A 22,107-nucleotide genomic window follows, 5' to 3' on the forward strand; every position below is an offset into this window, starting at 1 on the left:
GAAGGGTTACGGGCGGGCGAACTGTTCCCCAATCAGCTCACCTCACCTTTCCGAACGGTTCGGATGTGGGGATTTCGTGGCCCAACGCGCACGCGCACGCCTTGGCATTTGACCGGTCAGAGCTCGTCCTCATCGTCGTCCTCCGGATCATTCAGCCGCAGGAGCTGCCGCCCGTAGGCGAGGATGTCTGCCTTGCGGCGGCTCCTCGGCCTGGACGGGCGTGGCTCGTAGCCCCTGATAACGGGGGCCTCGGGCACCATCTCCGCCTTGAGCCTCTCGGTTTGCTCCGCCAGACGCTCCGCGAGACTGCGGAAGTTGCCTGCGACGATCTCGCCGCGGGCTTCCTTCATGCGGATGCTCTGCTGCATCTGCCGAACGACGCGCTGTGATGACTGGATCGCCGCCCGACGATGCTTGTTCTCCTTGGCCTGCTTCTTGCGGGCCTTACCCTCTCGCAGTGAGGTGCCGGCCAGGGTCGCCAGTCGCCGCTGGGTAGCCTCCCTCTGGGCTTCGGGTACCAAGATCCGCGATACGGCAATGATCGCCGCCACGGTCGGCCTGCGCTGGCCTCGTTCAAGCCTGCCGATATGGTCGCCGCGGAGCCCCGCAAGGTCACCTAACCTGGCTTGCGAAAAGCTCGTTGCCGACCTCAGCTTTGCCAGCTCCGCACCGAATCCGGAGGCGAGCGCCTGCCGTTCATGATCCGGCACGCTCCCCCGATGCGTTTCGCTCTGCGGCCCGACGCACGCACGCGCACGCGCAAGGTCGGCACCGTTCCGTTTCGCGTCCGGACCGTCCGGTGCACACGGTGTGCATTCGTCTTGCGGCCCAACGTGCGCATGCACACGCGCAAGGTTCGTACCGTACGCATTCGATTCGTTGCTCATGGGTGCTGGCCTTTCCGGAGGTTGTTGGGGCATTCGGGTTCGTGGGCTGTTTCGATGCTCCAGCTGAGCCCGGAGTCGCTGGTGAGTGTTTCGACGGTGACGCATTGGTCGCATTCGCTGGGGCGTATGTAGGTGCTCATGCTTGGCTGCCTTCCAGGTAGAGGGGCGCCCATGTGGAGAGGAGGTCGGCGCCCCAGTCTTCGGGCCAGCCGAGGCGAAGCCAGCGTGCCGCCGTGGCTGCCAGCGAGATCATGCCGTCCAGCTCTTGGCGGGCGGTGAGGGCTGTGACGGCGTAGTCATGGTCAACGAGCACCGTGCCACGCTGGTCGGAGCCTTGTTGGGTGATCAGGAGCATGCCCATGCCGAGGAATTCGGCCGGCAGTCCGGCCTCTTCCGGGTTGTCGATGAAGCTGATGCGGTGGATGTCGTAGTCCGGGTTCTCGGTGGTCATGCTGTTCTGTCCTCTTCTTGAGGTTCGAGGGAAAGTTGTGATTGCTGGTTGAGGGCTTTTTGTTCGAAGGCGTCTGCCTTCGGCCCGGGGCTCCAGCCTTCGAGCACTTCAAGGTTCGCGATCATTCGCTTCTCGCTGCTGTTTCTTCCGAGATGTTGGTTGGCAAAGGCGTATTGCGGCAGGACGTGAGGGTTGGTGTGGAAGCCCGGATCCCATGGGCCCTGTGGCGTGGCACCGGCGTGCGTGGGCTCGTCGGTCCAGCGTTCCTGATTCAGCCATGGCGCCGGCCCGGCAGTGAACTGCGGATCCTGCCCTTTCCGTTTTGCGGCGAAGCGTTGTGCCCCAGAGATAAGTTCCTCGACTGTTGCCCCGTTTTTTCGGGCCTTGGCGTATGCGGTCCTGGCAGGCTTCTTGCCTTCGTGCTTGGGGTAGATCGCGTACCAAGCCTCGAAGTCCTCGGTCATCTGCTTTTCAAGAGCAGACTTGGATAGCGGAGCTTTGACTTCAGGAAGATCAATCAATATCTCCTCCTGCGGTTCGTTCGCCGCAGGTGACTCGAACGCTTCGGCGATGTTGGATCCTCGTTGTATTCCTATAAGTGGTTCCTCTAGTGGCTCCTCTACTCCTAGGGGGCAACGATCTGTTGGGCCAGTAGCAACAGATCGTTGGGGCATAGGGGCAACGTTTTGTTGGGCCATAGGGGCAATAAATTGTTGGGTCTGTTGGGGCAACGATTCGTTGGGTACTGGGGCAACGTTTTGTTGGGGCTGCCTTTGCGGGGTCAGGTGCAGGGAGTACTCAGCCCGGTTACGGAATCTGGCGTCACCGCTGGAAACAATGGCACCCTCTTTGACGAGCTTGGCCACGGCCTTGCGCACGATCTCATAGACACTCGCCCGCACCTTCCTGGCCGCCTCAGCCTCGGGCGAGAGGTCGCTGTCCTCAGGCTTTGGAGGAAGTGACTTACCGAGTGCGGCTGCCAGGTCGTCACGTCCGGCGAAGTACTTGGGCGGATTGCCGTTGTCGAGGGACACCAGCGCCATTCGGCACAGCACCCTGAATGACCGGTCATCCAGCGACGTCCAGTACGTAAAGGCCTGAGCCACGTTTCCAGCACCCAAAGCGAGGCACCTCCGATCTTTGTATGCGGTCAGTCGGCAGCGGGTGGAGCGACGACGTCTGCGGCTTGTGTTTTGAGGGCCACCTTGCAAGATTTCGCCGGGCTGACACCGGATGCCCTGTATGGGTTCTTGGCAGCTACGACGGCATCGTTCAGCGGCCCCTTGTGGCTTGTTCCGTGCCAGTAGCCGGACTCCCAGGCTGCGGCGAGGTCGGATTCAGTGATCATGCGAGGGGGCCTCCGCTCCGGGACAGGCTGCCTGCGGCCGCTGTAGCCTCTTCTGCGGCACTGGCGAGCTTCCGGCGGAGGAAGTCCAGCCCCGCCGGCCGGACCATGGTGGTAGTCGTGGGGACGGTCTCACCGGCCCGGTTCCTGTAGCTGCCGAGCTTCACGTCGAAGTGGTGTATGTACCGCTGATACGGCAAGTTGTTGCCCTGCAAGATGCCCAGACGCCGCAAGTCCCGGAACAGGATGTTGGGCCCATAGCCGAGAGCCTTGGCAGCGGCCTGCATGGAGTACAGGCCATCGGCGTCCATCAGCGCGTCATATGCCTCAGCCTTCGGCGCAACGGCCTCCAGCTGTTCGCAGGTGTCTGCGAGCTGGCGGAGAGCCTCGGAGAAGCTCCGTGGCAAGGCTGGGGCTTCGTCGGCGTGGAACGATCCCGTCTTGCGGATCGTGGGGAGCACACTTCCGGTCACCCACCGCCGGAACGGTTTCGCACCTTCGGAGTTGCTCCGAAAGATCGAGTCATACAGGCCTGCCTCGGAGATGATGACGACGTCCTGCTCTCCCCCAGGGGTACGCACTTTTGCGTAGCCCTTGTCGTCGGCGTCGAGGCGTCGGGTCATGTCGGAGGCCATTCGGTAGTCGAGGATCCCGGCGACATCGGATGCGATGAACCACGGCTCCCCTTCCACCTCGATCGTTCTAACCTGCTGGCCGGAGTAGGTGAATTGCTGGAGGGCGTTCACTTATCGGCCGCCTCAAGCCACTTGTCAGCCGCGTCGAGCATGGCGAGCTCCAGAGCAACGGTATTCTTGGTGCGGGGATCCTGAGCGGCCCTGATGGCAGCGGCAGAAAGCTCCGGGAACGGGAGTGCCCGCCTGTACCGGAATACCGCTTCCGCGATGTCGCCAATCGCCCACTCCGGACGGAGCGATGAGACGAGGGTGAACAGGGACTGCCACACGTGCCGGGGAATGCCGGCGAACGGGTCCTCAGAAGCGGGCAGCGTCTCACTGATCTTGCCGGTACGGCTGAGTGCTATCGTGGTCATGATCTTTACTTCCTGACGGTGGTTGGATTTTTTGGGAGCCAGGTGGTGCTGGCTCCCTTTTTCTTTGCCCTGAATCGGGTGGTGCCGGCCTGTACCGGTGCAGCTACGCCGCATCTTGAGGGGTGCGGTTGTCACCGGGGGTGACGTTCTCACCGTTCAGCCATGCGATGAATTTCTTCCGGGGAATCCGGATGCTGTTTCCGATCCGGAGGGACGGAACCACGCCCTCACGAACGGCCGCATAGAACTGGTTGATGCCCATGGGAACCATTGGTGCTGCTTCCCGGGGACTTAGCGTGAGCGGCTGCTGTTTCTCTGCCATGTCGATTCTTCGTTTGTCGCCTGTGGATTACATAACAAACTGTAGGCCACTATCTTCACCTATGCAACCCTGACTTTGTGATGTAATCTCTAGACGACTACCAGGAGAGGAAACCTATGCAGTGGACAATGCCCCAGGTCATCGGGCACAACGTCAAGACCCGACGCGAGGCGTTAGGAATCACAGCCAAGGCACTAGGGGCCGATGTGGGGGCAGTGTTTGGAAAGGCTTGGCCACCACAAACCATCTACATGCTGGAGGCCGGCGACCGGGCGATGATCGCACAGGAGGTCGTAGCCGTCGCACATGTACTCGAGACAACTCCCGCAAACCTTTTCACCCCACCGCTCGACGTGAAGGTGGTAACGGCTGGAAACCTGATCGTTGGAAGGGGCCTGCTCCTCGGGTTGTCCCAGAACCTGGCGGGGGCCTCTGATAAGACCCTTGATCTACTCCGTGACCTGATGGACGAGGTACGCGAAGCCTGGGCAGCCGCCGGACGTGCACAGGCGATCTTGAGTGCCGACGTATCTGACCGGCTCAAGTCCATCGACGAAAGGATCTCCGCCCACGTATCGAAGCAGCCCAAGGAGGAAGGCAATGGCGAAGGTAACTAGGCGGTGTGGTTGCCGCGACGAGAATGGCAAGCAGTACGGGGCGAAGTGTCCCAAGCTCAAGAACTACCGGCACGGCACATGGGGTTTCCGCCTCTCGGCCGGCTTCGACCCCGTCAGCGGAAAACGACGCTACCTGACGGACTACAGCTACACGTCGTCGGGAGATGCCGAGGAGGCCATGCGGGAGGCTGAGAAGCAGCTCCGCGGGCAGGTCTACGACTTCAAGAAGACGACAGCCGCCGCATACGTCACCGAATGGCTCGAGGCCCAGGAACAGCACAAGCAGCTCAAGCCCTCAACGCTGCGCATGTACAAGAGCTACGTGGCCAAGGACATCGTCCCGGCCTTCGGGCCCAAGCTGCTCCTGCGGGATCTGCGGCGGGCTCACGTGGCCGGAATGATCAAGTCCCTACAGGACAACGGCCGCGGGCCCGTGACGATCAAGAGGATCCACGCCACGCTCTCCAGCGCCCTGACCGACGCCGTGCAGGACGGGCTCCTAGCCGAGAACGTAGCCGCCGGCGCACGCCTGCCCAAGGTCGAGAAGAAGAAGATCAAGGTGTGGGAGCCCGGAGACGCCGGAACCTTCCTGGACTTCATTGCCAGCTATGAGAACGTGGACAGCCACGGCCGTCCCAACGGCAAAATCGGGCACCGCCTCGCGGCGCTGTTCGAGGTGGCCATCCTCTCCGGCATGCGCCGCGGCGAGCTCTGCGGACTCCGCTGGCAGGACGTGGACCTCCCCGGCCGGAAGCTGATCGTCCGCATGCAGCTCGTCCAAGTGGGCAAGGCAGTCATTGAAGGCACCATCAAGACCGACGCCGGCCAAGACCGCGTCGTGGCACTCTCCGACCGTGCCGTGGCGGCACTGATCGCGTGGCAGTTCCAGCAACATCAGGAGCGCCAGACCTGGGACGACGCATACACGGCCTCAGGGCGGGTGTTCACGTACGAGGACGGGCGCCAGCTCCGCCCGGGCTACGTGTCCAAGCTGTTCGAAACGATGGTGACCAAGGCCGGGCTACCGATGATGAGGCTCCACGATCTGCGGCACCTGCACGCCTCTCTGATGCTCGCCAGCGGCCAGGATCTGGCCATCGTGTCCAAGTCCATGGGCCACTCGAACAGCCAGATCACCCGGGACCTCTACGCGCACATGGTGGGTGACGCGGCCCGCAACGCGGTAGAAGGTGCGGCCTCTCTGCTACCGGCACGCAAGAGTGTGCTCACAACTGTGATCACCGGGCAATAAAAAAGACCCGCCGGAACCTCCGAAGAGATCCCAGCGGGTCTAAGTTTCCCGGAAATCCGGGGATGTGGCAGATGAGGGATTCGAACCCCCGTAGGCGTTGCCAGCTGATTTACAGTCAGCCCCCTTTGGCCGCTCGGGTAATCTGCCGAACTTCAAAAGAAGTCACTCCCGATCATCGTTTCGTTTCCGATCCGGTAAGCGCGAGCAAGACAACCTTACAGAACTTCTGCCGAAGAATCGAATCGAGCCCTCGAGGCCACAAAATCGGCGGAAATCTCAGGCTAACCAAGAATCCGGCCAACCAGCTTGGCCTCGAAACTGGCTGCCTGCTCCAGCGTGATCTGGTTGAGCTGCACGGCCCGCAGCAAGTCCGCGTGGATGCCATCCATCCGCGATGCCGCGTCCGGGACCGGGCTCAAGACCACGGAGGCCGCGAGCGCTGCGGCTGCAACCGCAGTTGCGGCGGTGGCGGCAGCGACTCCGATTGAACCGGCGGCGGCAGCAGCTGACTTGGTGACGTAACGGACGGCCTGGTTGCTCATGGTGCTCCCTTTCAGGATGGGCTCTTCAAACTGATACAACTCTGTCCGGGCAGTCTCAGTTCCGGCCATGCGTGTGCTGTGAGCGAACTGTGAACGTTCAGCACACGCGGGGCGCTTCCGTATTAGGCTGGTTGGCAGACAAAGCCGCCCGTTTCCGGGTCGCAACGCACCAATCAAAGGAGAGTCATGGCAGGCGAATCCACATTCGACGTCGTCAGCAAGGTAGACAAGCAGGAAGTCGCCAACGCGCTCCACCAGTCCCAGAAGGAAATCGCACAGCGATACGACTTCAAGGGCGTCGGCGCGGAGATCGACTTCAGCGGCGAGAAGATCCTCATGAAGGCCAACTCCGAGGATCGCATCCTCGCTGTCCTGGACGTATTCCAGTCCAAGCTCATCAAGCGCGGCATTTCCCTGAAGTCCCTCGACCAGGGCGAGCCCTACCCCTCCGGCAAGGAATTCCGACTGGAATGCTCCATCAAGGAGGGCATTGCCCAGGACATGGCGAAAAAGATCAACAAGATCATCCGCGACGAAGCCCCGAAGTCCGTCAAGTCCCAGATCCAGGGCGACGAACTCCGCGTCACCTCGAAGTCCCGCGATGACCTGCAGGAAACCATGAACATCCTGAAGAAGTTCGACGAGGCCGATCTCCAGTTTGTGAACTTCCGCAGCTAAGACCGGTTCTGCCGCGTGATTACTGGGATACCGTTTCCGTAGTCCGCACGTAGTCCGCAGAACCCCAGGGACCGCAGCGATCAGCCTTGATCCTGCGGTCCTCGTCTTGTCTTCGGCAATCGGCAAGAGGTGCGAGTAGGTGCTCAGGGTGATCGACGGCGTCGCGTGGCCGAGCGCGCGGCACGTGTCGGCTCCAACTTCCAGAGGCGCCGCCACTTGAGGATTGGGGGAAACCCAAGTGACGGCGCGTCTCCAAAGCTATCGGCAAGCAGGACCCGTTCTCAGCCTTTCGGCGGGATCTTTACGAAATCTTTGCGGCAAAGTAACCGGCAGGCTTGTGGCTACCCGGCGCGTCACGCCGCGCAACTTTTTGGGGTTGAGGCCTGGCGAGACCCCGGGATTCCGCGACTGCACCTATCCGCCGCGGCCAAAAGACCGCCGCGCGTGACAACCACTCAAAATAATTACGACACTCTTCTTTTGCGTAATCGCGCCTAACGGGTACTGTACTTCCTTAGGCGAGCCTAAGTGTGGCTCCCCTAACGAAAGATTCCACATGACCGCGAACTTCCTGATCGGCCTGCGCGAAGGCCTTGAAGCCACCCTCGTTGTGGTCCTTCTCATGGCCTACCTGGTCAAGACCGGACGCCGCTCGATGCTCCCCCGGCTTTGGGCCGGCGTTGGCATCGCGGTGGCCGTTTCCATCGCCTTCGGGGCCCTGCTCACTTTTGGTCCACAGGGACTGACTTTCGCCGCACAAGAGGCGATCGGGGGCGGATTGTCCATTGTCGCCGTCGCGCTCGTCACCTGGATGGTCTTCTGGATGGCGCGTACTGCCCGCAGCCTTGGCGGCGAGTTGAAGTTCCAAGTGGACAAAATGGCCGACGGCGCCGCGTGGGGCCTCGTGGTCGTGGCGGCACTCGCGGTGGGCCGCGAAGGACTCGAGACGGCGCTGTTCCTTTGGGCTGCTGCCCAGGCCGCCGGCGAGTCGTCGCAGCCGCTGCTCGGCGCACTGCTCGGCTTGGCCGTTGCCGCGGGGCTCGGATACCTGTTGCACCGCGGAGTCCTCAAGGTCAATCTTTCGCGGTTCTTCACCTGGACCGGCGTCGGACTCATCGTGATCGCGGGTGGCGTGCTGGCCTATGGCATCCATGACCTCCAGGAGGCAGGAATCCTGCCCGGGCTCCACAACCTCGCGTTCGACGTCTCAGCGGCCATCCCGCCGTCGTCCTGGTACGGAACCTTGCTGAAGGGCACCCTCAACTTGTCCCCGGCCACCACCTGGCTCGAAGCCGGAGCCTGGTTGCTGTACGTGATCCCTGTGCTCTTCTTCTATATCCGCGCCAACGGCTCCACTCCGGCAGATTCCTCGGGGAGAGACGCAGTCGCAGAAAACGCCGCTCCTTCCCAGGCCGCCAACGCCGCCTAAACGCTTCTCGCACTCCACAACAGAAGGAAACCCCATGCCTGGCACTCCCCTGCCCAAAATAGCGCTGCCCAAAATGACCCTGCCCAAAATGACGTCCCGCTGTCGGAAGTCCCTTGCCCTGGTCGCCGCGGCCGCCACCGTTCCGCTGGTACTCACCGGCTGCACCGACAACGCAAAGACTCCAGGCTCCAGCGCCTCCGCCGGACCGATCCAGGTGTCCAGCACCAAAACCGAGTGCAAGGTTTCCACCGGAAGCGTCCCCAGCGGCAACCTGAGCTTCGCCGTCAAGAACGAAGGCACGGAAATCACCGAGTTCTACCTCCTCGCCGAGGACGGCTTGCGGATCGTCGGCGAAGTGGAGAACATCGGTCCCGGACTGACCCGCAACCTGGTGGTCACAGCTTCCGCGGGCAAGTACACCACCGCGTGCAAGCCCGGCATGCAGGGCGACGGGATCCGTGCCGCTTTTGAGGTCACGGATTCCGGAAACAAGACCGGCGTCGACGCCGATTTCCAGAAGCTCGTGGACACCGGCGTCCAGCAATACACGGCGTACGTCAAAGACCAGACCGAGCAGCTCGTGACCGGCACCAAGGCCTTCGCTGATGCCTACGCCGCGGGGGACGCGACAAAGGCCCGCGAGCTCTACGCCGCAACCCGCATGCACTGGGAGCGGATCGAACCCGTCGCGGAATCCTTCGGCGACCTCGACCCCAAGCTCGACGCCCGCGAAGCCGACCTTGAGCCCGGCCAGGATTGGACCGGCTGGCATCGCGCGGAGAAGGACCTCTTCCCGCCGACAGGTTACACGGCCCTGACGGCCACCGAACGGACCAAGATCGCCACGCAGCTCGTCTCCGATACCGAGGAGCTCGGCAAGCGCACCCGCACGGTGGTGCTCTCCGCGGACAAGCTCGGCAACGGCGCCAAGGAACTCCTGGACGAAGTTGCGCGAGGCAAGGTCACCGGCGAGGAAGAAATCTGGTCCCACACTGACCTCTGGGACTTCCAAGCCAACGTCGACGGCGCCCGGATCGCGTTCGAAAACCTCAAGCCCGCGCTCGCGCAGAAAGATCCCGCCCTGGCCACGAGCCTCGACGAGAAGTTCGCTGCGCTGCAGGCCGAGCTCAAGAAACACGCCAAGGGTGACGGCTTCGCGTACTACAACCAACTCAGCCGCGCCGAGGTCCAGCAGCTCGCCGCACTGGTCGACGCCCTGGGAGAGCCGTTGTCCAAGCTCACCTCAGCCGTGGTCCTGTGAGCGGCTGCCCTTTCAACCACGAGCCCGCTGAAGCGCCCGACGGCGGGACCCCGGCTGCCGCCGTCGGGCCGGCAACCGATCCTGGCACCCCAGCTGGCGCCGTCGGACCCGCCCAGCGCGGGATGGGCGCCAAGCGCGGCATGTCGCGTCGAGGACTGTTCTCCCTCGCAGGCGTGGGCGGCGCCGGCGCCGTGGCAGGCCTTGCCGCCGGATACCTCAGCCATGATGCTGTTGCCGCAGTGGCCGCGCCGACCAGCACCGCAAGCGAGGTGGTTCCCTTCTACGGCGAACGCCAAGCCGGCATCATCACTCCGGCCCAGGACCGCCTCCACATGGCTGCCTTCGACGTCACCATTGAGGACCGGGCCGCAGTAATCCAGCTCCTGAAGGACTGGACTGCCGCGGCCGAAGCAATGACCGCCGGCAGCACAACGGGCGCGACTGGCGCCGTCGACGGCCCCTACGACGCGCCGCCGGAAGACACCGGCGAAGCCCTCGATCTGGCAGCGGGCAAGCTGACGTTGACGTTCGGCTTTGGCCCGGGCCTCTTCGAAAAGGACGGCAAGCCCCGCTTCGGCTTAGAGGGCCGCCGACCCGACGCCCTGATTGACCTGCCGCATTTCCCCGGCGATGCCCTCGAGGCTGCGCGTACCGGCGGCGACATTGTGGTCCAGGCGTGCGCCGACGATCCCCAGGTCGCCGTGCATGCGATCCGGAACCTCGCACGCATCGGCTTTGGCAAGGTGCGCGTCCGCTGGTCCCAGCTGGGCTTCGGCCGCACTTCCTCCACATCCCGGGCCCAGACAACCGCCCGCAACCTTTTCGGCTTCAAGGACGGCACGGCCAACCTGAAGGCAGAGGACGCGGCACTCCTCAACGAGCACGTCTGGGCCACCACCGGAACCCGCCAGGGTGAAGCGTGGATGGCTGGCGGCAGCTATCTGATCTCCCGGCGGATTCGAATGCATATCGAGATCTGGGACAGGACCTCGCTCCGCGAACAGGAAGGGCTGATCGGTCGCACGAAGGGTGCTGGAGCGCCGCTGTCCGGAGGGGAAGAATTCACGACCCCGGACTTTGGGATCAAGGGCCGCGACGGCGAGCCGTTGATTCCGATCGATTCCCACGTCCGCCTGGCGCACGCGGATCAGAACAACGGCGTGAAGATGCTTCGCCGCGGATACAAGTACACCGACGGCTCGGACGGACTCGGCCACCTCGACGCGGGGCTGTTCTTCATCGCCTTCGTCAAGGACCCGCGGACGCACTACGTGCCCATGCAGATGGCCATGGCAAAGAGCGACAAGCTGGCCCTGGAGTACCTCAAGCACACGGGTTCCGGCCTCTTCGCGGTGCCCCCGGGCATCAAGGCGGGCGGCTTCATTGGTGAGGGCTTGTTCGCATGAAGCCGCCCGTCGTCGAACGCGGCATCGGTAGGCTGACTTACGGGACCGCTGGCTAGGAAAGCGGCCGTCCGGCCATCCGCTCGAGCCGCTCGATGCGCTCACGCATGGGCGGGTGGGTGGCGAACAGCTTGGTCATGGCACCGCCGCGGAACGGGTTGGCAATCATGAGGTGCGAAGTGTTCACGAGGCGCTGATCCTGTGGCAGCGGCACCTGCTTCACGCCCGCTTCGATCCTGCGGAGGGCTGAGGCGAGCGCCAGCGGATCGCCGGTGAGCTCCGCGCCGTCGTGGTCGGCGTCGTACTCCCTGGTGCGGGAAATAGCGAGCTGGATCAGCGAGGCGGCAAACGGCGCCAGGAGCGCCATGGCGATCATCGCAATCGGATTGGCGTTCCGCCGGTCCCCGCCACCGAAGAAAAGCAGCATCTGGCCCACCGAAGTAATCACGCCGGCGACGGCGGCCGCGATGGACGAGGTGAGGATGTCGCGGTTGTAGACGTGCATGAGTTCATGCCCGAGGACGCCGCGGAGTTCGCGGGCGTCGAGCAAGTTCAGGATGCCTGCGGTGCAGCAGACGGCGGCGTTCTTCGGGTTGCGTCCCGTGGCGAAGGCATTGGGGGTCATGGTGGGAGAAATGTAGATCCGCGGCATGGGCTGGTTCGCCCGCACGGAGAGTTCCCGGACGATCTGGTACAGCTGCGGAGCCTCCGCCTCCGAAACCGGGAACGCGGCCATGGAGCGGATGGCGATCTTGTCGCTGTTCCAATATCCATAAGCCGTTGTCGCGATGCCGATGACTGCCATGATCCAGATGGGCGACGCACTGCGGGTGCCCACACCGATCACGGCACCAAGTCCCAGCAGCACCGCCCAGAGCACACCGAATAGCGCTGCGGTCTTCAGGCCATTGTGATGATTATGCACTTCACTACTTTCTTGCGGTCTGGCTTTTGTCTTGCATTGCATGGGTTCTGTTCCGATTAACGCCGACGGCGGCCCGGACGTTCCGCCCAACTAGCTCGCATTTAATGTCGTTCTGAGCCGCTATAACGACAACAACTGTCAGCTACTTGGGCGCGGAGTTGAGCCCGGGCTAGGGCACCGGGTGGAGGGAATCGTACCGGAGGAATCCGCGCTGCCCGCGCGCCACGAGCCACGCCAGCACTGCGCAAAGAACGCCGCCGAGGAGCAGCACCCAGCCTTCGCTGAGAACCTTGGTGACACCACCGGCGAGCATGTCCCCCACTCGCGGACCGCCCGAAACCACCACGATGAACACGCCTTGCAACCGTCCCCGCATGTGGTCCGGAGTGGCCGATTGCAGGAAGGTGGTGCGGAAGACCGCGCTGACGGAGTCCGAGATCCCGGCAAGGGCACAACACATAGCCGCCGGGATGATCCAGAGTGTCACACCGTCGCGCCCGGTGTCCCCGGCCAGGACCACTACCAGGCCGAAAGATGCGATCGAGAAGCCCCATCCAGCCACGGACCATACCACCGCACTGCCCTGGCGTCGCACCCTCCCCAACGGCCCGGAGAATAGTCCAGCCAGGAAGGCGCCCACAGCCACGGAGGCGAGCAGCACACCCACGGTGGTATCGCCGCCCCCGATCATGGTGGCTCCGATCGCAGGCATGAGGGCGCGCGGCTGGGCACAGATCATCGCTATGAGGTCGATGATGAAGGTCATGCGGAGGTTGGGCCGGGTGCCCAGGAAACGGAAGCCTTCGACGACGGAGCGCAGGCCGGGTGCCGACGCGTTCGCGGCCGCGGGAAGGGCCGGGAGCTTGAAAAGGCTCCACAGCGCGAAGGCGAAGCTCAGGGCATCGATCGTGTAGGTCCAGCCAAAACCGCTCGAAGCAACCAGCACACCGGCCAGCAGGGGTCCAGCCGTCATGGAAATGCCCATGTTGAGCATGCTCAAGGCGTTGGCGGCGGGCAGCAGTTCCTTGCGGACCAGCAAGGGAATGATGGCACTGCGTGCCGGCGCGTTGATACCTTGCGCGCCGCTCTGGATCGCGACGAGGACGAACAGGATCCAGACATTGTTCAGCTCGAACCACGCTTGGAGGGCCAGTGCCACGCTGCAGGCCCACAAAACGAGGGACGCAACAATGGCAACTTTCCGCCGGTCGTAGGCATCCGAAAGGGCGCCGCCAAACAAACCCGCAATCACCAGCGGAACCAGGGCAAAGATACTGAGCAGGCCCACGTAGAGGCTCTGCTGGGTGATGCTGTAGACCTCGAGGCTCACGGCAACCAGGGTCAGCTGGGATCCGACCATCGAGACCGAAGACCCCAGCCAGAGGCGGCGGAATGCGGGGCTTTCGCGAAGCGGGGTCATGTCAGCCAGGAGTTTTGCCACCGTCCAACCCTACCCACCAACCCGTCCGCCCTCCCGGAGCGCCGCGTACGGCGCCGTCCGGGCCGCCGTCGGCGGGTTCATCCGAAGTTAGCCTCACCTTATTGTGAAGTACTCATAATAAGTGCTTCAATGGGCGTATGGCAGATCACACGGCAGACCAGGAAGCGTGGGCTTCCGCCCTGCATTCCCACGGACGCCGCGTGACCAAGCAGCGTCTTGCAGTTCTTGCCGCCGTTCAGCACAATCCACATTCCCCCGCCGAAGGCATCCTGGCTGCCGCACGCAAGGATCTTCCCGAACTGACAGCGCAGTCTGTTTATGTGGTGCTGAGCGACCTCACGGACCTACAGATGTTGCGACGGTTCGAACCGCCCCACTCTCCCGCGCTGTACGAGACACGTGTGGGCGACAACCACCACCACGCCGTCTGCATCAGTTGCGGCCGGGTGGAGGATGTCGACTGCGCCGTAGGCCATGCCCCCTGCCTCACCCCGCACTGGGATGAGCACTCCAAACCCATGACCATCCAGATCGCAGATGTCCTGTACCAAGGCATCTGCCAGGACTGCCAGGCCAAACAACAGCTTCCTACTCAAACGCAAGTAACCCACGAAATAGGAGAACGATGACCGCGAACATCTCGACCACCCAGTCGGGCGCACCCGTCACCTCGGACGCGCATTCCAAGTCCGTTGGCGCCGACGGTGCCATCATCCTGACCGACCACTACCTGGTGGAAAAGCTCGCTCAGTTCAACCGCGAGCGCGTCCCGGAGCGTGTTGTCCACGCCAAAGGTGGCGGCGCTTTCGGTACCTTCAAGACTTCCTCGGACGTTTCCAAGTACACGAAGGCAGCTTTCCTGCAGCCGGGCGTCGAGACGGACATGCTCATCCGTTTCTCCTCCGTTGCAGGTGAGAACGGCTCCCCGGACACGTGGCGCGACCCCCGCGGCTTCGCCGTCAAGTTCTACACTTCAGAGGGCAACTACGACCTCGTGGGCAACAACACCCCGGTGTTCTTCATCCGCGACGGCATCAAGTTCCCGGACTTCATCCACTCCCAGAAGCGGCTCCCGGGCACCCACCTGCGCGACGCCGACATGCAGTGGGACTTCTGGACCCTCTCCCCCGAGTCCGCACACCAGGTCACTTGGCTCATGGGCGATCGTGGCCTGCCGGCTTCCTGGCGTGAGATGCAGGGCTACGGCTCGCACACCTACCAGTGGATCAACGCCGAGGGCGAGCGTTTCTGGGTCAAGTACCACTTCAAGTCCAACCAGGGCGTCAAGAGCATGTCCGGCGACCAGGCTGAAGAGCTGGCCGGCTCGGATGCGGACTTCTACATCCGCGACCTCCAGGAGAACATTGCCGCCGGCAACTTCCCGTCCTGGGAACTGCACGTTCAGGTCATGCCTTACGAGGACGCCAAGACCTACCGCTTCAACCCGTTCGACCTCACCAAGGTGTGGCCGCACGCGGACTACCCGCTGATCCACGTGGGCACCATGGAGCTCAACAAGAACCCGGAGAACTACTTCGCGCAGATCGAGCAGGCCACCTTCGCGCCGTCGAACTTCGTTCCGGGTATCGCTGCCTCACCGGACAAGATGCTGCAGGCCCGCATCTTCTCCTACGCTGACGCACACCGCTACCGTGTGGGCACCAACCACGCCCAGATCCCGGTGAACCAGCCGAAGAACCAGGTCAACAACTACAGCCAGGACGGCGCGGGACGCTACCTGTTCAACGCTCCTTCGGTTCCGGTCTACGCACCGAACTCCGTGGGTGGCCCGGCTGCTGTTGAGCCGCAGAACCCCGCCGGTGGCTGGGAGAACGACGGCGAGCTGACGCACTCCGCGCACTCCCTCCACGCCGAGGACGGCGACTTCGTTCAGGCCGGCGCGCTGTACCGCGAGGTCTACGACGACGGCGCCAAGGCCCGCCTGCTGGAGACCATCACTGGCGCCGTGGGTGGCGTCAAGAGCGCCGACATCAAGGAACGCGCCATCCAGTACTGGATCAACGTCGATGCTGAACTCGGTGCCAAGCTGCGCGCCAACCTCGGCGCAGGCGAAGGCGAGTCGGCTGCAGAGGCAGCCAACAAGCTGTAACAACGTCCACAAACGAAGCGACCCCGCCGCGGAATCTCCGCAGCGGGGTCCCTTCGTTTAACCGGGATTATCCACATAGCGCATTTCGGCTCTGGTCAGGCTTGTGCGGCCGTCCATAGGATCCTTTCATGAGCACATTTACCGGGATCCCCGCCGCAGCCATTGAGTTCTATGCCGAGCTTGAAGAGAACAACAACCGCGAATGGTGGTTGGCGCACAAGGACATCTACGACGCATCCATCAAGGAGCCCCTATCGCTTCTGCTTGCCGAGTTGGAGGACGAATTCGGTCCGTCCAAGATTTTCCGCCCTAACCGGGACGTCCGGTTCTCGCCCGACAAATCGCCCTATAAGACGGCGCAAGGTGCCTTCGCCGCCACCAAGGAAGGCACCGGCTTCTATGTCCAACTGAGCGCCGAAGGACTGCTCATCGGCGGCGGTTGCCACGCGTATTCGCCCGCCCAGATCAACCGCTTCCGCGCGGCTGTTGATGCGCCCGCCAGCGGCGAAGCCCTACAGCAGATCGTTGACGCAGTAGCAGCCGCGGGGTTTGCGATCGAGGGCGAAAAACTGAAGACTGTGCCGCGTGGATTCGACAAGGACCATCCCCGGGCTGAACTGCTCAAACACAAGTCCTTGTCCGCGGGTGTCGAGTTAGGCGAGCCCGCGTGGTTGTCCACGCCCGAAGCCAGGAAGGAAATCGCTGCCCGCTGGGAGAAATTGCGGCCGCTGGTCGAGTGGATGAGCGAGCACGCCGCGCCCTGATCGCCGCCAATCAACAGGAAACCCCCTCGGGCTGGAGCCCAAGGGGGTTCACCGGATCCCGCGCGCTAGACCTTCGTGAGATGCTCGCTGTCCTCGCCGCTCTTGTCGGAGACAGCGGCTTTCCCGGATACCGCGGCCTTCGCCGAAGCGAACTTCTCGTTCAGGCGGGAGTGGCGCTGACCGTAGGCAAAGTAGATGGCAAGTCCGATTGCCAGCCAGATGGCGAAGAAGATCCAGGTCTCCACGGCCAGGTTTGTCATCAAGTAGACGCACAGGACGGCCGAGACCACCGGAAGCACCTTGCCGAACGGAACCCGGAAAGCCGGCTTCAGATCCGGCCGCTTCTTACGCAGGACCAGGATGCCCAGGCTCACCATGACGAAGGCGGAGAGGGTACCGATGTTGATCATTTCTTCCAGAAGATCCACGTTGGTCAGACCGGCGACGATTGCCACGGCAGCGCCACAGATGATCTGGAGGCGGACCGGCGTCGAACGCTTCTCGCTCGTCTTGGACAGCGCGCGCGGAAGCAGGCCGTCGCGGCTCATGGCAAGGACCACGCGGGCCAGGCCCATGAGCAGCACCATGATGACGGTGGTCAAACCGATCAGGGAGCCAAAGGCAATGACCTTGGCCGCGTCGGTGTTTCCAACCGCCTCGAAGGCCGTGGTCAGGGTGGGGTTCTTGGCTTCGGCGAGTTGTGTGTAGGACACCATGCCGGTCAGGGCAAGGGAGACCAGGATGTACAGCAGCGTCACGAGCGCCAGTCCGCCGAAGATGCCCCGGGGCAAGGTCTTCTGCGGGTTCTTGACCTCTTCCGCAGAGGTGGCAACCACGTCGAAGCCGATGAAGGCAAAGAACACCAAGGCTGCGCCGGCAAAGATACCCAGCGTTCCGTACTGCGCCGGGACCGCCCCGGTGAGGAAGCCGAAGAAGGACTGCTTCATCACATCCGCACCGTCGGTGCCCCCGGTAGGCTGCGATGCCGGGACAAAGGGCGTGTAGTTGGAGAACTTCACGTAGGTGAAGCCGACAACAATCACGAACAGCACCACGGCGATCTTGATCAGCGTGAAGACGTTGCCTACGCGGGCGGAGAGCTTGGTACCGAGCACGAGGAGCGCCGTGAAGATGGCGACAATCAGGAAAGCGCCCCAATAGAGATCCACACCGGCGATGTTCAAGGCCGGAGGCATATCCACGCCCATGAGCCCGAACACTTTGCTCAGGTAGATGCCCCAGTACTTGGCGATGACGGCAGCAGCCGTAAACAGTTCAAGGATGAGGTTCCAGCCAATGATCCAAGCAAGGACTTCACCCATGGTGGCGTAGGTGAAGACGTAGGCGGACCCGGCGACCGGGATCGCGGTAGCGAATTCGGCGTAGCACATGATGGCCAAGGCACACGTGACGGCCGCGACGGCGAAGGAGATCGTCACGGCGGGGCCGGCAAAATTCGCGGCGGCCTTGGCGCCGACGGAGAAGATCCCAGCACCGACGGCAACGGCGACGCCCATGATCATCAGATCCCAGGTGCTGAGGGAACGCTTGAGCTTGCGTCCGGGCTCATCGGCGTCCGCAATGGACTGCTCGATCGATTTGGTCCGGAAGAGGTTCATAGAAGAGTCCACAATCTTGATGAGGTGGTAGAAACAGACTCATCAAGAGTAGTGTCCAGCCAATGGACTCCCACATTTGTCCCACATCGCGAGACGCAAGAACCGCCTATCTTCAGAGCGTGGGGACGTTCCAATCCATCAAGGTGGAACGGATAAGGAAGCGTTTCCCCTCAGGCGATTCCACGGAGAAGCCACTCCCGCGACCGTCCACTACGTCCACCGTCAGATGGGTGTGGGACCAGTAATTGAACTGCTCCCGGGACATCCAGAACTCCAAAGGCTGCGGCCGTTCGGCCCCGCCAATGTCGAAAAGTCCGAGTAGAACGTCCGAATCACCGGTAATGAATTCGCCGGCCGGGTAACACATGGGTGAGGAACCATCGCAGCAGCCGCCTGACTGGTGGAACATGAGCGGACCGTGTTGCTCCCACAACTTCCGAAGGAGTTCGATGGAAACGGCGGTGAGCGCCACCCGGGAAAAGTCTTCCCCGGGCAGCGTCACTGCGGCGTCAAGCCTATTGTGGGGCATTAGAACCTCAGCACCACGCGGCCGTCGATCTTGGCATGCTTCATTTCGTCAAAAACCGCGTTCACCTCGGAGAGCTCGCGTGTGGACACGGTCGGGTGGATCTTGCCCTGCGCATAGAAGTCGAGCGCTTCCTCCAGGTCCTGGCGCGTTCCCACGATCGAGCCACGGACGGTCAGGCCCTTGAGCACAATCTCGAAGATCGGGGCAGGGAAGTCGCCCGGCGGGAGTCCGTTGAAGACGATGGTCCCGCCACGTCGAGCCATGCCGATCGCCTGCCCGAATGCCGACGGGTGCACTGCCGTGACCAAGACGCCGTGGCAGCCTCCGGTTTCCCGCTGGATGACTTCCGCGGGATCTTCGTGCAGGGCGTTGACCGTGAGCTCTGCGCCGTGTTTTTTGGCGAGGGCGAGTTTGTCGTCGGCGATGTCCACTGCGGCAACCCTCAGGCCCATGGCCACTGCGTATTGGACGGCGATGTGTCCCAGGCCGCCGATGCCGGAGATGGTGACCCATTGGCCCGGCTTGGCCTCGGTCATCTTCAATCCCTTGTAGACGGTGACTCCGGCGCACAGCACCGGGGCAACCTCCACGGGATCCGAACCTGCCGGAATCCTCGCTGCGAACCGGCTGTCCACCAGCATGTACTCCCCGAAGGAGCCGTCCACGCTGTAGCCGGCGTTCTTCTGTGCCTCGCACAGCGTTTCCCAACCGGTCCGGCAGAACTGGCAGTCGCCACAGGCGGACCAGAGCCACGCGTTGCCCACAAGGTCCCCGACGGCCAGGTCAGTGACGCCCTCACCGAGGGCCACCACTTCGCCCACTCCTTCGTGGCCAGGCACGAACGGCGGTGAAGGCTTGACCGGCCAGTCCCCCTCCGCGGCGTGCAGGTCCGTGTGGCAGACGCCGCTGGTGATGACCTTGACCAACGCTTCTCCTCGGCCAGGCGTGGGAAGGGGAAGGGACTGGATCTGAAGGTCTTTTCCGAATTCTGTTACTACGGCTGCTTGCATTGTCGTCGTCATTGGCGAAATCCTTGCGTCGTTAAAGCTAGGTGTGCGGTGTGGGTGCTGCTTTCCTGAGGGATGGCCAGGGTGGTTCGGCGGGGAGTGATCTGAGCTGAACACTCCCCGCCAGGTCAAGTGCGGCTTAGAAGAAGCCGAGCTTGTTTTCGTTGTAGCTGACCAGGAGGTTTTTGGTCTGCTGGTAGTGGTCCAGCATCATGGCGTGGTTCTCGCGTCCGATGCCGGAGGACTTGTAGCCGCCGAACGCGGCACCGGCCGGGTAGGCGTGGTAGTTGTTGACCCAGACCCGGCCGGCCTGGATTTCCCGGCCTGCCCGGTAGGCGACGTTGCCGTTGCGGGACCAGACGCCGGCGCCGAGTCCGTAGAGGGTGTCGTTGGCAATGCCGATGGCGTCGTTGTAGTCGCTGAACTTCGTCACGGACACCACAGGGCCGAAGATCTCTTCCTGGAAGATCCGCATCCGGTTGTGGCCTTCGAAGATAGTCGGCTGGACGTAGTAGCCGCCGGCGAGGTCGCCGTCGAGCTGGGCACGGGCGCCACCGGTGAGGACCTTGGCGCCTTCCTGCTTTCCGATGTCGATGTAGGAAAGGATCTTTTCGAGCTGGTCGTTGGAGGCCTGGGCACCGAGCTGGGTCTCGGTGTCCAGCGGGTTGCCCTGGATGATCTTGTTGGTCCGGGCCACGGCGTCGGCCATGAAGGAGTCGTAGATGCCTTCCTGCACCAGGGCGCGGGAGGGGCAGGTGCAGACTTCGCCCTGGTTGAAGGCGAAGAGCGTGAAGCCTTCCTGGGCCTTGTCGTAGAACGCGTCGTTCTGCGCGGCGACGTCGTCGAAGAAGATGTTCGGGCTCTTGCCGCCCAATTCAAGGGTTACCGGAATCAGGTTCTGGGACGCGTACTGGCTGATGAGCCGGCCTGTGGTGGTCTCGCCGGTGAAGGCGATCTTGCGGATCCGCGGGCTGGAGGCCAGCGGCTTGCCGGCCTCGACGCCGAAGCCGTTGACCACGTTCACGACGCCGGCGGGGAGCAAGTCGCTGATCAGTTCCATCAGCACGAGGATGGAGGACGGGGTCTGCTCGGCAGGCTTGAGGACGACGGCGTTGCCCGCGGCCAGCGCCGGGGCGAGCTTCCACACGGCCATCAGGATGGGGAAGTTCCACGGAATGATCTGGCCCACCACGCCCAGCGGTTCGCGGAAGTGGTAGGCCGTGGTGTCCTCGTCCAGCTGGGACAGGTGGCCTTCCTGGGCCCGGACCGCTGAGGCGAAGTAGCGGAAGTGGTCCGCCGCGAGCGGGATGTCCGCGTTCAGGGTTTCCCGGACCGGCTTGCCGTTGTCCCAGGTCTCGGCCACGGCCAGCAGCTCGGTATTCTCATCGATCCGGTCGGCGATCTTGTTCAGGATCGCGGCGCGCTCCGTTGCCGAGGTCTTGCCCCAGGATGGAGCCACCTTGTGCGCGGCGTCCAGGGCCAGCTCGATGTCCTCGGCCGTGCCCCGCGCAACCTCGCAGAAGGCCTTCCCGGTCACCGGGGTGATGTTCTCGAAGTACTGCCCCTTGACCGGGGCAACCCACTCGCCGCCGATCCAGTTCTCGTAACGGTCCTTGAACGTGACCTTCGAACCCTCGGCACCCGGCTGTGCATAAACAGTCATCTGTAGCTCCTTTGCTGCGCATGATGGTGGCTTTGCTGTGCCATCAGCGTAGGAGCGGGAAGGTTGCAAGCAGGTTGCAACCGTGTGGTTCAGATCACCTCGGGGCGGTTCGGGTCTGGGCGGCTACTCCGCTGCCGGTGCCGGGAAGCTAGAGACCCGCGGGGAAAGCGTAGGAGCCCGGAACCGCCGAAGGCGCCGAACCGTAGGAGAGCACTACTTCGTCGTGGGCCTTGAGAACCACGTCGGTCACGGGCACGCTTTGCTTTGCGCCGTTCACGTAGGCAGTCCAGCCGCCGGTTCCACCATGCGGGGCACCGGTGGAGTCGCTGCCGTCCAGGACCCCCCATTCCTTGAGGACCTGACCCAGCGTGTACTTCAGGCCAGCCGTGGGCGCTTCGATATGGATGACGCCGGACGTGTCGTGCGTGTGAAGCGCCGAGATTCCGTTCGGTTGCCCGTCGGCCCCGAAACTGAAGCCGATCTCGGCCGGGACAGTGACGGGTTTGCCGTTGACCAGAACATCGACGTGGGCGTGATAGTGCTCGGCGGTGCCTTCAGCGGTCAGGACATCCAGGCCCGCGGCCTTGATCCTGTCGCCTCCCGCCGCGGGATCAAGTTCCCATCCGGCGGCGGCAGCTGTGGTGGCCGAAGGTGTTGCCGATGCGGGCGCTGTCTGGGCGGGTGCCCCACAGGCTGTGGCTCCGACAAGGAGTCCGGACACGGTCAGGGCAACGGCGAGGCGTTTGTTCAACACGGAGGAAGCTTCTTTCGTTTGGCTCGGTTCTACGATACGGGCCGAAACTCCGTATTG

General features: G+C 63.2%; 25 protein-coding genes and 1 tRNA gene. 9 read left to right on the forward strand and 17 right to left on the reverse strand.

Features of this window, described 5'->3' with window-relative positions:
- Window positions 1-116: 116 nt before the first annotated feature.
- The 8 genes from NFJ07_RS20025 to NFJ07_RS20060 all read right to left on the reverse strand — a co-directional run bounded on the left by NFJ07_RS20025 (window position 117) and on the right by NFJ07_RS20060 (window position 4,056).
- Complete coding sequence (locus NFJ07_RS20025) at window positions 117-887, reverse strand: helix-turn-helix domain-containing protein (RefSeq protein WP_269997214.1); 771 nt, start codon at window positions 885-887, stop codon at window positions 117-119.
- Window positions 884-1,027 carry a hypothetical protein gene (locus tag NFJ07_RS20030; protein WP_269997215.1) on the reverse strand — a complete coding sequence of 48 codons (144 nt, stop codon included), beginning with the start codon at window positions 1,025-1,027 and terminating at the stop codon, window positions 884-886. The genes NFJ07_RS20025 and NFJ07_RS20030 overlap by 4 nt, the downstream gene beginning before the upstream one ends.
- Complete coding sequence (locus NFJ07_RS20035) at window positions 1,024-1,338, reverse strand: hypothetical protein (protein WP_269997217.1); 315 nt, start codon at window positions 1,336-1,338, stop codon at window positions 1,024-1,026. Before NFJ07_RS20035 ends, NFJ07_RS20030 begins: the two co-directional genes overlap by 4 nt.
- Window positions 1,335-2,372, reverse strand: coding sequence for a hypothetical protein (locus NFJ07_RS20040; protein WP_269997219.1), 1,038 nt, complete (start codon window positions 2,370-2,372; stop codon window positions 1,335-1,337). Before NFJ07_RS20040 ends, NFJ07_RS20035 begins: the two co-directional genes overlap by 4 nt.
- 116 nt (window positions 2,373-2,488) lie before the next feature.
- On the reverse strand, window positions 2,489-2,686 hold the full coding sequence (locus NFJ07_RS20045; RefSeq protein WP_269997221.1) for a hypothetical protein: 198 nt from the start codon (window positions 2,684-2,686) through the stop codon (window positions 2,489-2,491).
- Entirely contained in the window at window positions 2,683-3,429 is a 747-nt protein-coding gene (locus NFJ07_RS20050) for a phage antirepressor (RefSeq protein WP_269997222.1), read from the reverse strand. The genes NFJ07_RS20045 and NFJ07_RS20050 overlap by 4 nt, the downstream gene beginning before the upstream one ends.
- Window positions 3,426-3,734, reverse strand: a complete 309-nt coding sequence (locus NFJ07_RS20055; protein WP_269997223.1) for a hypothetical protein — start codon at window positions 3,732-3,734, stop codon at window positions 3,426-3,428. The genes NFJ07_RS20050 and NFJ07_RS20055 overlap by 4 nt, the downstream gene beginning before the upstream one ends.
- 103 nt (window positions 3,735-3,837) lie before the next feature.
- Window positions 3,838-4,056: a helix-turn-helix domain-containing protein gene (locus tag NFJ07_RS20060; RefSeq protein ID WP_269997224.1), complete on the reverse strand. Its 219-nt coding sequence runs from the start codon at window positions 4,054-4,056 to the stop codon at window positions 3,838-3,840.
- Between the two features lie 116 nt (window positions 4,057-4,172).
- Here NFJ07_RS20060 and NFJ07_RS20065 point away from each other — a divergent pair, with 116 nt between their 5' ends.
- Window positions 4,173-4,673 carry a helix-turn-helix transcriptional regulator gene (locus tag NFJ07_RS20065; protein ID WP_269997225.1) on the forward strand — a complete coding sequence of 167 codons (501 nt, stop codon included), beginning with the start codon at window positions 4,173-4,175 and terminating at the stop codon, window positions 4,671-4,673.
- On the forward strand, window positions 4,657-5,925 hold the full coding sequence (locus tag NFJ07_RS20070; protein ID WP_269997226.1) for a site-specific integrase: 1,269 nt from the start codon (window positions 4,657-4,659) through the stop codon (window positions 5,923-5,925). The genes NFJ07_RS20065 and NFJ07_RS20070 overlap by 17 nt, the downstream gene beginning before the upstream one ends.
- A gap of 65 nt (window positions 5,926-5,990) precedes the next feature.
- Here NFJ07_RS20070 and NFJ07_RS20075 read toward each other — a convergent pair.
- Window positions 5,991-6,072 (reverse strand) — tRNA-Tyr (locus NFJ07_RS20075).
- Window positions 6,073-6,206: 134 nt separating this feature from the next.
- Window positions 6,207-6,467 carry a hypothetical protein gene (locus NFJ07_RS20080; protein WP_269997227.1) on the reverse strand — a complete coding sequence of 87 codons (261 nt, stop codon included), beginning with the start codon at window positions 6,465-6,467 and terminating at the stop codon, window positions 6,207-6,209.
- A 186-nt stretch (window positions 6,468-6,653) separates the two neighbouring features.
- Here NFJ07_RS20080 and NFJ07_RS20085 point away from each other — a divergent pair, with 186 nt between their 5' ends.
- The 4 genes from NFJ07_RS20085 (at window position 6,654) to efeB (ending at window position 11,241) form a co-directional block, all read left to right on the forward strand.
- Window positions 6,654-7,145 (forward strand): YajQ family cyclic di-GMP-binding protein, encoded by a 492-nt coding sequence (locus tag NFJ07_RS20085; RefSeq protein WP_269997228.1) that lies wholly within the window; start codon window positions 6,654-6,656, stop codon window positions 7,143-7,145.
- 556 nt (window positions 7,146-7,701) lie between these two features.
- Window positions 7,702-8,574, forward strand: a complete 873-nt coding sequence (gene efeU / locus NFJ07_RS20090; protein ID WP_269997229.1) for an iron uptake transporter permease EfeU — start codon at window positions 7,702-7,704, stop codon at window positions 8,572-8,574.
- A gap of 34 nt (window positions 8,575-8,608) precedes the next feature.
- A complete protein-coding gene (gene efeO, locus NFJ07_RS20095) occupies window positions 8,609-9,835 on the forward strand; it encodes an iron uptake system protein EfeO (protein WP_442865377.1) in 1,227 nt (408 codons plus the stop codon).
- Window positions 9,832-11,241, forward strand: coding sequence for an iron uptake transporter deferrochelatase/peroxidase subunit (efeB, locus tag NFJ07_RS20100; protein WP_269997230.1), 1,410 nt, complete (start codon window positions 9,832-9,834; stop codon window positions 11,239-11,241). The genes efeO and efeB overlap by 4 nt, the downstream gene beginning before the upstream one ends.
- A 52-nt stretch (window positions 11,242-11,293) precedes the next feature.
- Here efeB and htpX read toward each other — a convergent pair whose 3' ends face one another.
- Both htpX and NFJ07_RS20110 read right to left on the reverse strand, forming a co-directional pair.
- Window positions 11,294-12,163: a zinc metalloprotease HtpX gene (gene htpX / locus NFJ07_RS20105; RefSeq protein WP_269997231.1), complete on the reverse strand. Its 870-nt coding sequence runs from the start codon at window positions 12,161-12,163 to the stop codon at window positions 11,294-11,296.
- Between the two features lie 169 nt (window positions 12,164-12,332).
- Window positions 12,333-13,604 carry an MFS transporter gene (locus NFJ07_RS20110; protein WP_269997232.1) on the reverse strand — a complete coding sequence of 424 codons (1,272 nt, stop codon included), beginning with the start codon at window positions 13,602-13,604 and terminating at the stop codon, window positions 12,333-12,335.
- A 137-nt stretch (window positions 13,605-13,741) separates the two neighbouring features.
- On the opposite strand from NFJ07_RS20110, the gene NFJ07_RS20115 reads away from it, so the two are divergent.
- From NFJ07_RS20115 to NFJ07_RS20125, 3 genes are all read left to right on the forward strand, one after another.
- Window positions 13,742-14,233, forward strand: a complete 492-nt coding sequence (locus NFJ07_RS20115; RefSeq protein ID WP_184738401.1) for a Fur family transcriptional regulator — start codon at window positions 13,742-13,744, stop codon at window positions 14,231-14,233.
- Entirely contained in the window at window positions 14,230-15,714 is a 1,485-nt protein-coding gene (locus tag NFJ07_RS20120) for a catalase (protein ID WP_269997233.1), read from the forward strand. The genes NFJ07_RS20115 and NFJ07_RS20120 overlap by 4 nt, the downstream gene beginning before the upstream one ends.
- Window positions 15,715-15,842: 128 nt before the next feature.
- Window positions 15,843-16,478 carry a DUF2461 domain-containing protein gene (locus NFJ07_RS20125; protein ID WP_269997234.1) on the forward strand — a complete coding sequence of 212 codons (636 nt, stop codon included), beginning with the start codon at window positions 15,843-15,845 and terminating at the stop codon, window positions 16,476-16,478.
- Between the two features lie 65 nt (window positions 16,479-16,543).
- Here NFJ07_RS20125 and NFJ07_RS20130 read toward each other — a convergent pair whose 3' ends face one another.
- The 5 genes from NFJ07_RS20130 to NFJ07_RS20150 form a co-directional block, all read right to left on the reverse strand.
- Window positions 16,544-18,097 carry an amino acid permease gene (locus tag NFJ07_RS20130; RefSeq protein ID WP_269997235.1) on the reverse strand — a complete coding sequence of 518 codons (1,554 nt, stop codon included), beginning with the start codon at window positions 18,095-18,097 and terminating at the stop codon, window positions 16,544-16,546.
- Between the two features lie 112 nt (window positions 18,098-18,209).
- Window positions 18,210-18,626, reverse strand: coding sequence for a DUF779 domain-containing protein (locus tag NFJ07_RS20135; protein ID WP_269997236.1), 417 nt, complete (start codon window positions 18,624-18,626; stop codon window positions 18,210-18,212).
- Entirely contained in the window at window positions 18,626-19,648 is a 1,023-nt protein-coding gene (adhP, locus tag NFJ07_RS20140; RefSeq protein ID WP_269997237.1) for an alcohol dehydrogenase AdhP, read from the reverse strand. Before adhP ends, NFJ07_RS20135 begins: the two co-directional genes overlap by 1 nt.
- A 124-nt stretch (window positions 19,649-19,772) precedes the next feature.
- A complete protein-coding gene (exaC, locus tag NFJ07_RS20145) occupies window positions 19,773-21,296 on the reverse strand; it encodes an acetaldehyde dehydrogenase ExaC (protein ID WP_269997238.1) in 1,524 nt (507 codons plus the stop codon).
- A gap of 148 nt (window positions 21,297-21,444) precedes the next feature.
- Window positions 21,445-22,050, reverse strand: coding sequence for a hypothetical protein (locus NFJ07_RS20150; protein WP_269997239.1), 606 nt, complete (start codon window positions 22,048-22,050; stop codon window positions 21,445-21,447).
- Window positions 22,051-22,107 lie beyond the last annotated feature (57 nt).

Origin of the sequence: Arthrobacter sp. B2a2-09 (assembly GCF_027587375.1) — a bacterium.
Taxonomy (GTDB): domain Bacteria; phylum Actinomycetota; class Actinomycetes; order Actinomycetales; family Micrococcaceae; genus Arthrobacter.

What these genes read in the sequence shown, in the direction of transcription:
- NFJ07_RS20025 (WP_269997214.1), bottom strand. Translation starts at nt 887, where the DNA reads ATGAGCAACGAATCGAATGCGTACGGTACGAACCTTGCGCGTGTGCAT.
- NFJ07_RS20030 (WP_269997215.1), bottom strand. Translation starts at nt 1,027, where the DNA reads ATGAGCACCTACATACGCCCCAGCGAATGCGACCAATGCGTCACCGTC.
- NFJ07_RS20035 (WP_269997217.1), bottom strand. Translation starts at nt 1,338, where the DNA reads ATGACCACCGAGAACCCGGACTACGACATCCACCGCATCAGCTTCATC.
- NFJ07_RS20045 (WP_269997221.1), bottom strand. Translation starts at nt 2,686, where the DNA reads ATGATCACTGAATCCGACCTCGCCGCAGCCTGGGAGTCCGGCTACTGG.
- NFJ07_RS20055 (WP_269997223.1), bottom strand. Translation starts at nt 3,734, where the DNA reads ATGACCACGATAGCACTCAGCCGTACCGGCAAGATCAGTGAGACGCTG.
- NFJ07_RS20060 (WP_269997224.1), bottom strand. Translation starts at nt 4,056, where the DNA reads ATGGCAGAGAAACAGCAGCCGCTCACGCTAAGTCCCCGGGAAGCAGCA.
- NFJ07_RS20065 (WP_269997225.1), top strand. Translation starts at nt 4,173, where the DNA reads ATGCAGTGGACAATGCCCCAGGTCATCGGGCACAACGTCAAGACCCGA.
- NFJ07_RS20070 (WP_269997226.1), top strand. Translation starts at nt 4,657, where the DNA reads ATGGCGAAGGTAACTAGGCGGTGTGGTTGCCGCGACGAGAATGGCAAG.
- NFJ07_RS20080 (WP_269997227.1), bottom strand. Translation starts at nt 6,467, where the DNA reads ATGAGCAACCAGGCCGTCCGTTACGTCACCAAGTCAGCTGCTGCCGCC.
- NFJ07_RS20085 (WP_269997228.1), top strand. Translation starts at nt 6,654, where the DNA reads ATGGCAGGCGAATCCACATTCGACGTCGTCAGCAAGGTAGACAAGCAG.
- efeU (WP_269997229.1), top strand. Translation starts at nt 7,702, where the DNA reads ATGACCGCGAACTTCCTGATCGGCCTGCGCGAAGGCCTTGAAGCCACC.
- efeO (WP_442865377.1), top strand. Translation starts at nt 8,609, where the DNA reads ATGCCTGGCACTCCCCTGCCCAAAATAGCGCTGCCCAAAATGACCCTG.
- NFJ07_RS20115 (WP_184738401.1), top strand. Translation starts at nt 13,742, where the DNA reads ATGGCAGATCACACGGCAGACCAGGAAGCGTGGGCTTCCGCCCTGCAT.
- NFJ07_RS20120 (WP_269997233.1), top strand. Translation starts at nt 14,230, where the DNA reads ATGACCGCGAACATCTCGACCACCCAGTCGGGCGCACCCGTCACCTCG.
- NFJ07_RS20125 (WP_269997234.1), top strand. Translation starts at nt 15,843, where the DNA reads ATGAGCACATTTACCGGGATCCCCGCCGCAGCCATTGAGTTCTATGCC.
- NFJ07_RS20130 (WP_269997235.1), bottom strand. Translation starts at nt 18,097, where the DNA reads ATGAACCTCTTCCGGACCAAATCGATCGAGCAGTCCATTGCGGACGCC.
- NFJ07_RS20135 (WP_269997236.1), bottom strand. Translation starts at nt 18,626, where the DNA reads ATGCCCCACAATAGGCTTGACGCCGCAGTGACGCTGCCCGGGGAAGAC.
- adhP (WP_269997237.1), bottom strand. Translation starts at nt 19,648, where the DNA reads ATGACGACGACAATGCAAGCAGCCGTAGTAACAGAATTCGGAAAAGAC.
- exaC (WP_269997238.1), bottom strand. Translation starts at nt 21,296, where the DNA reads ATGACTGTTTATGCACAGCCGGGTGCCGAGGGTTCGAAGGTCACGTTC.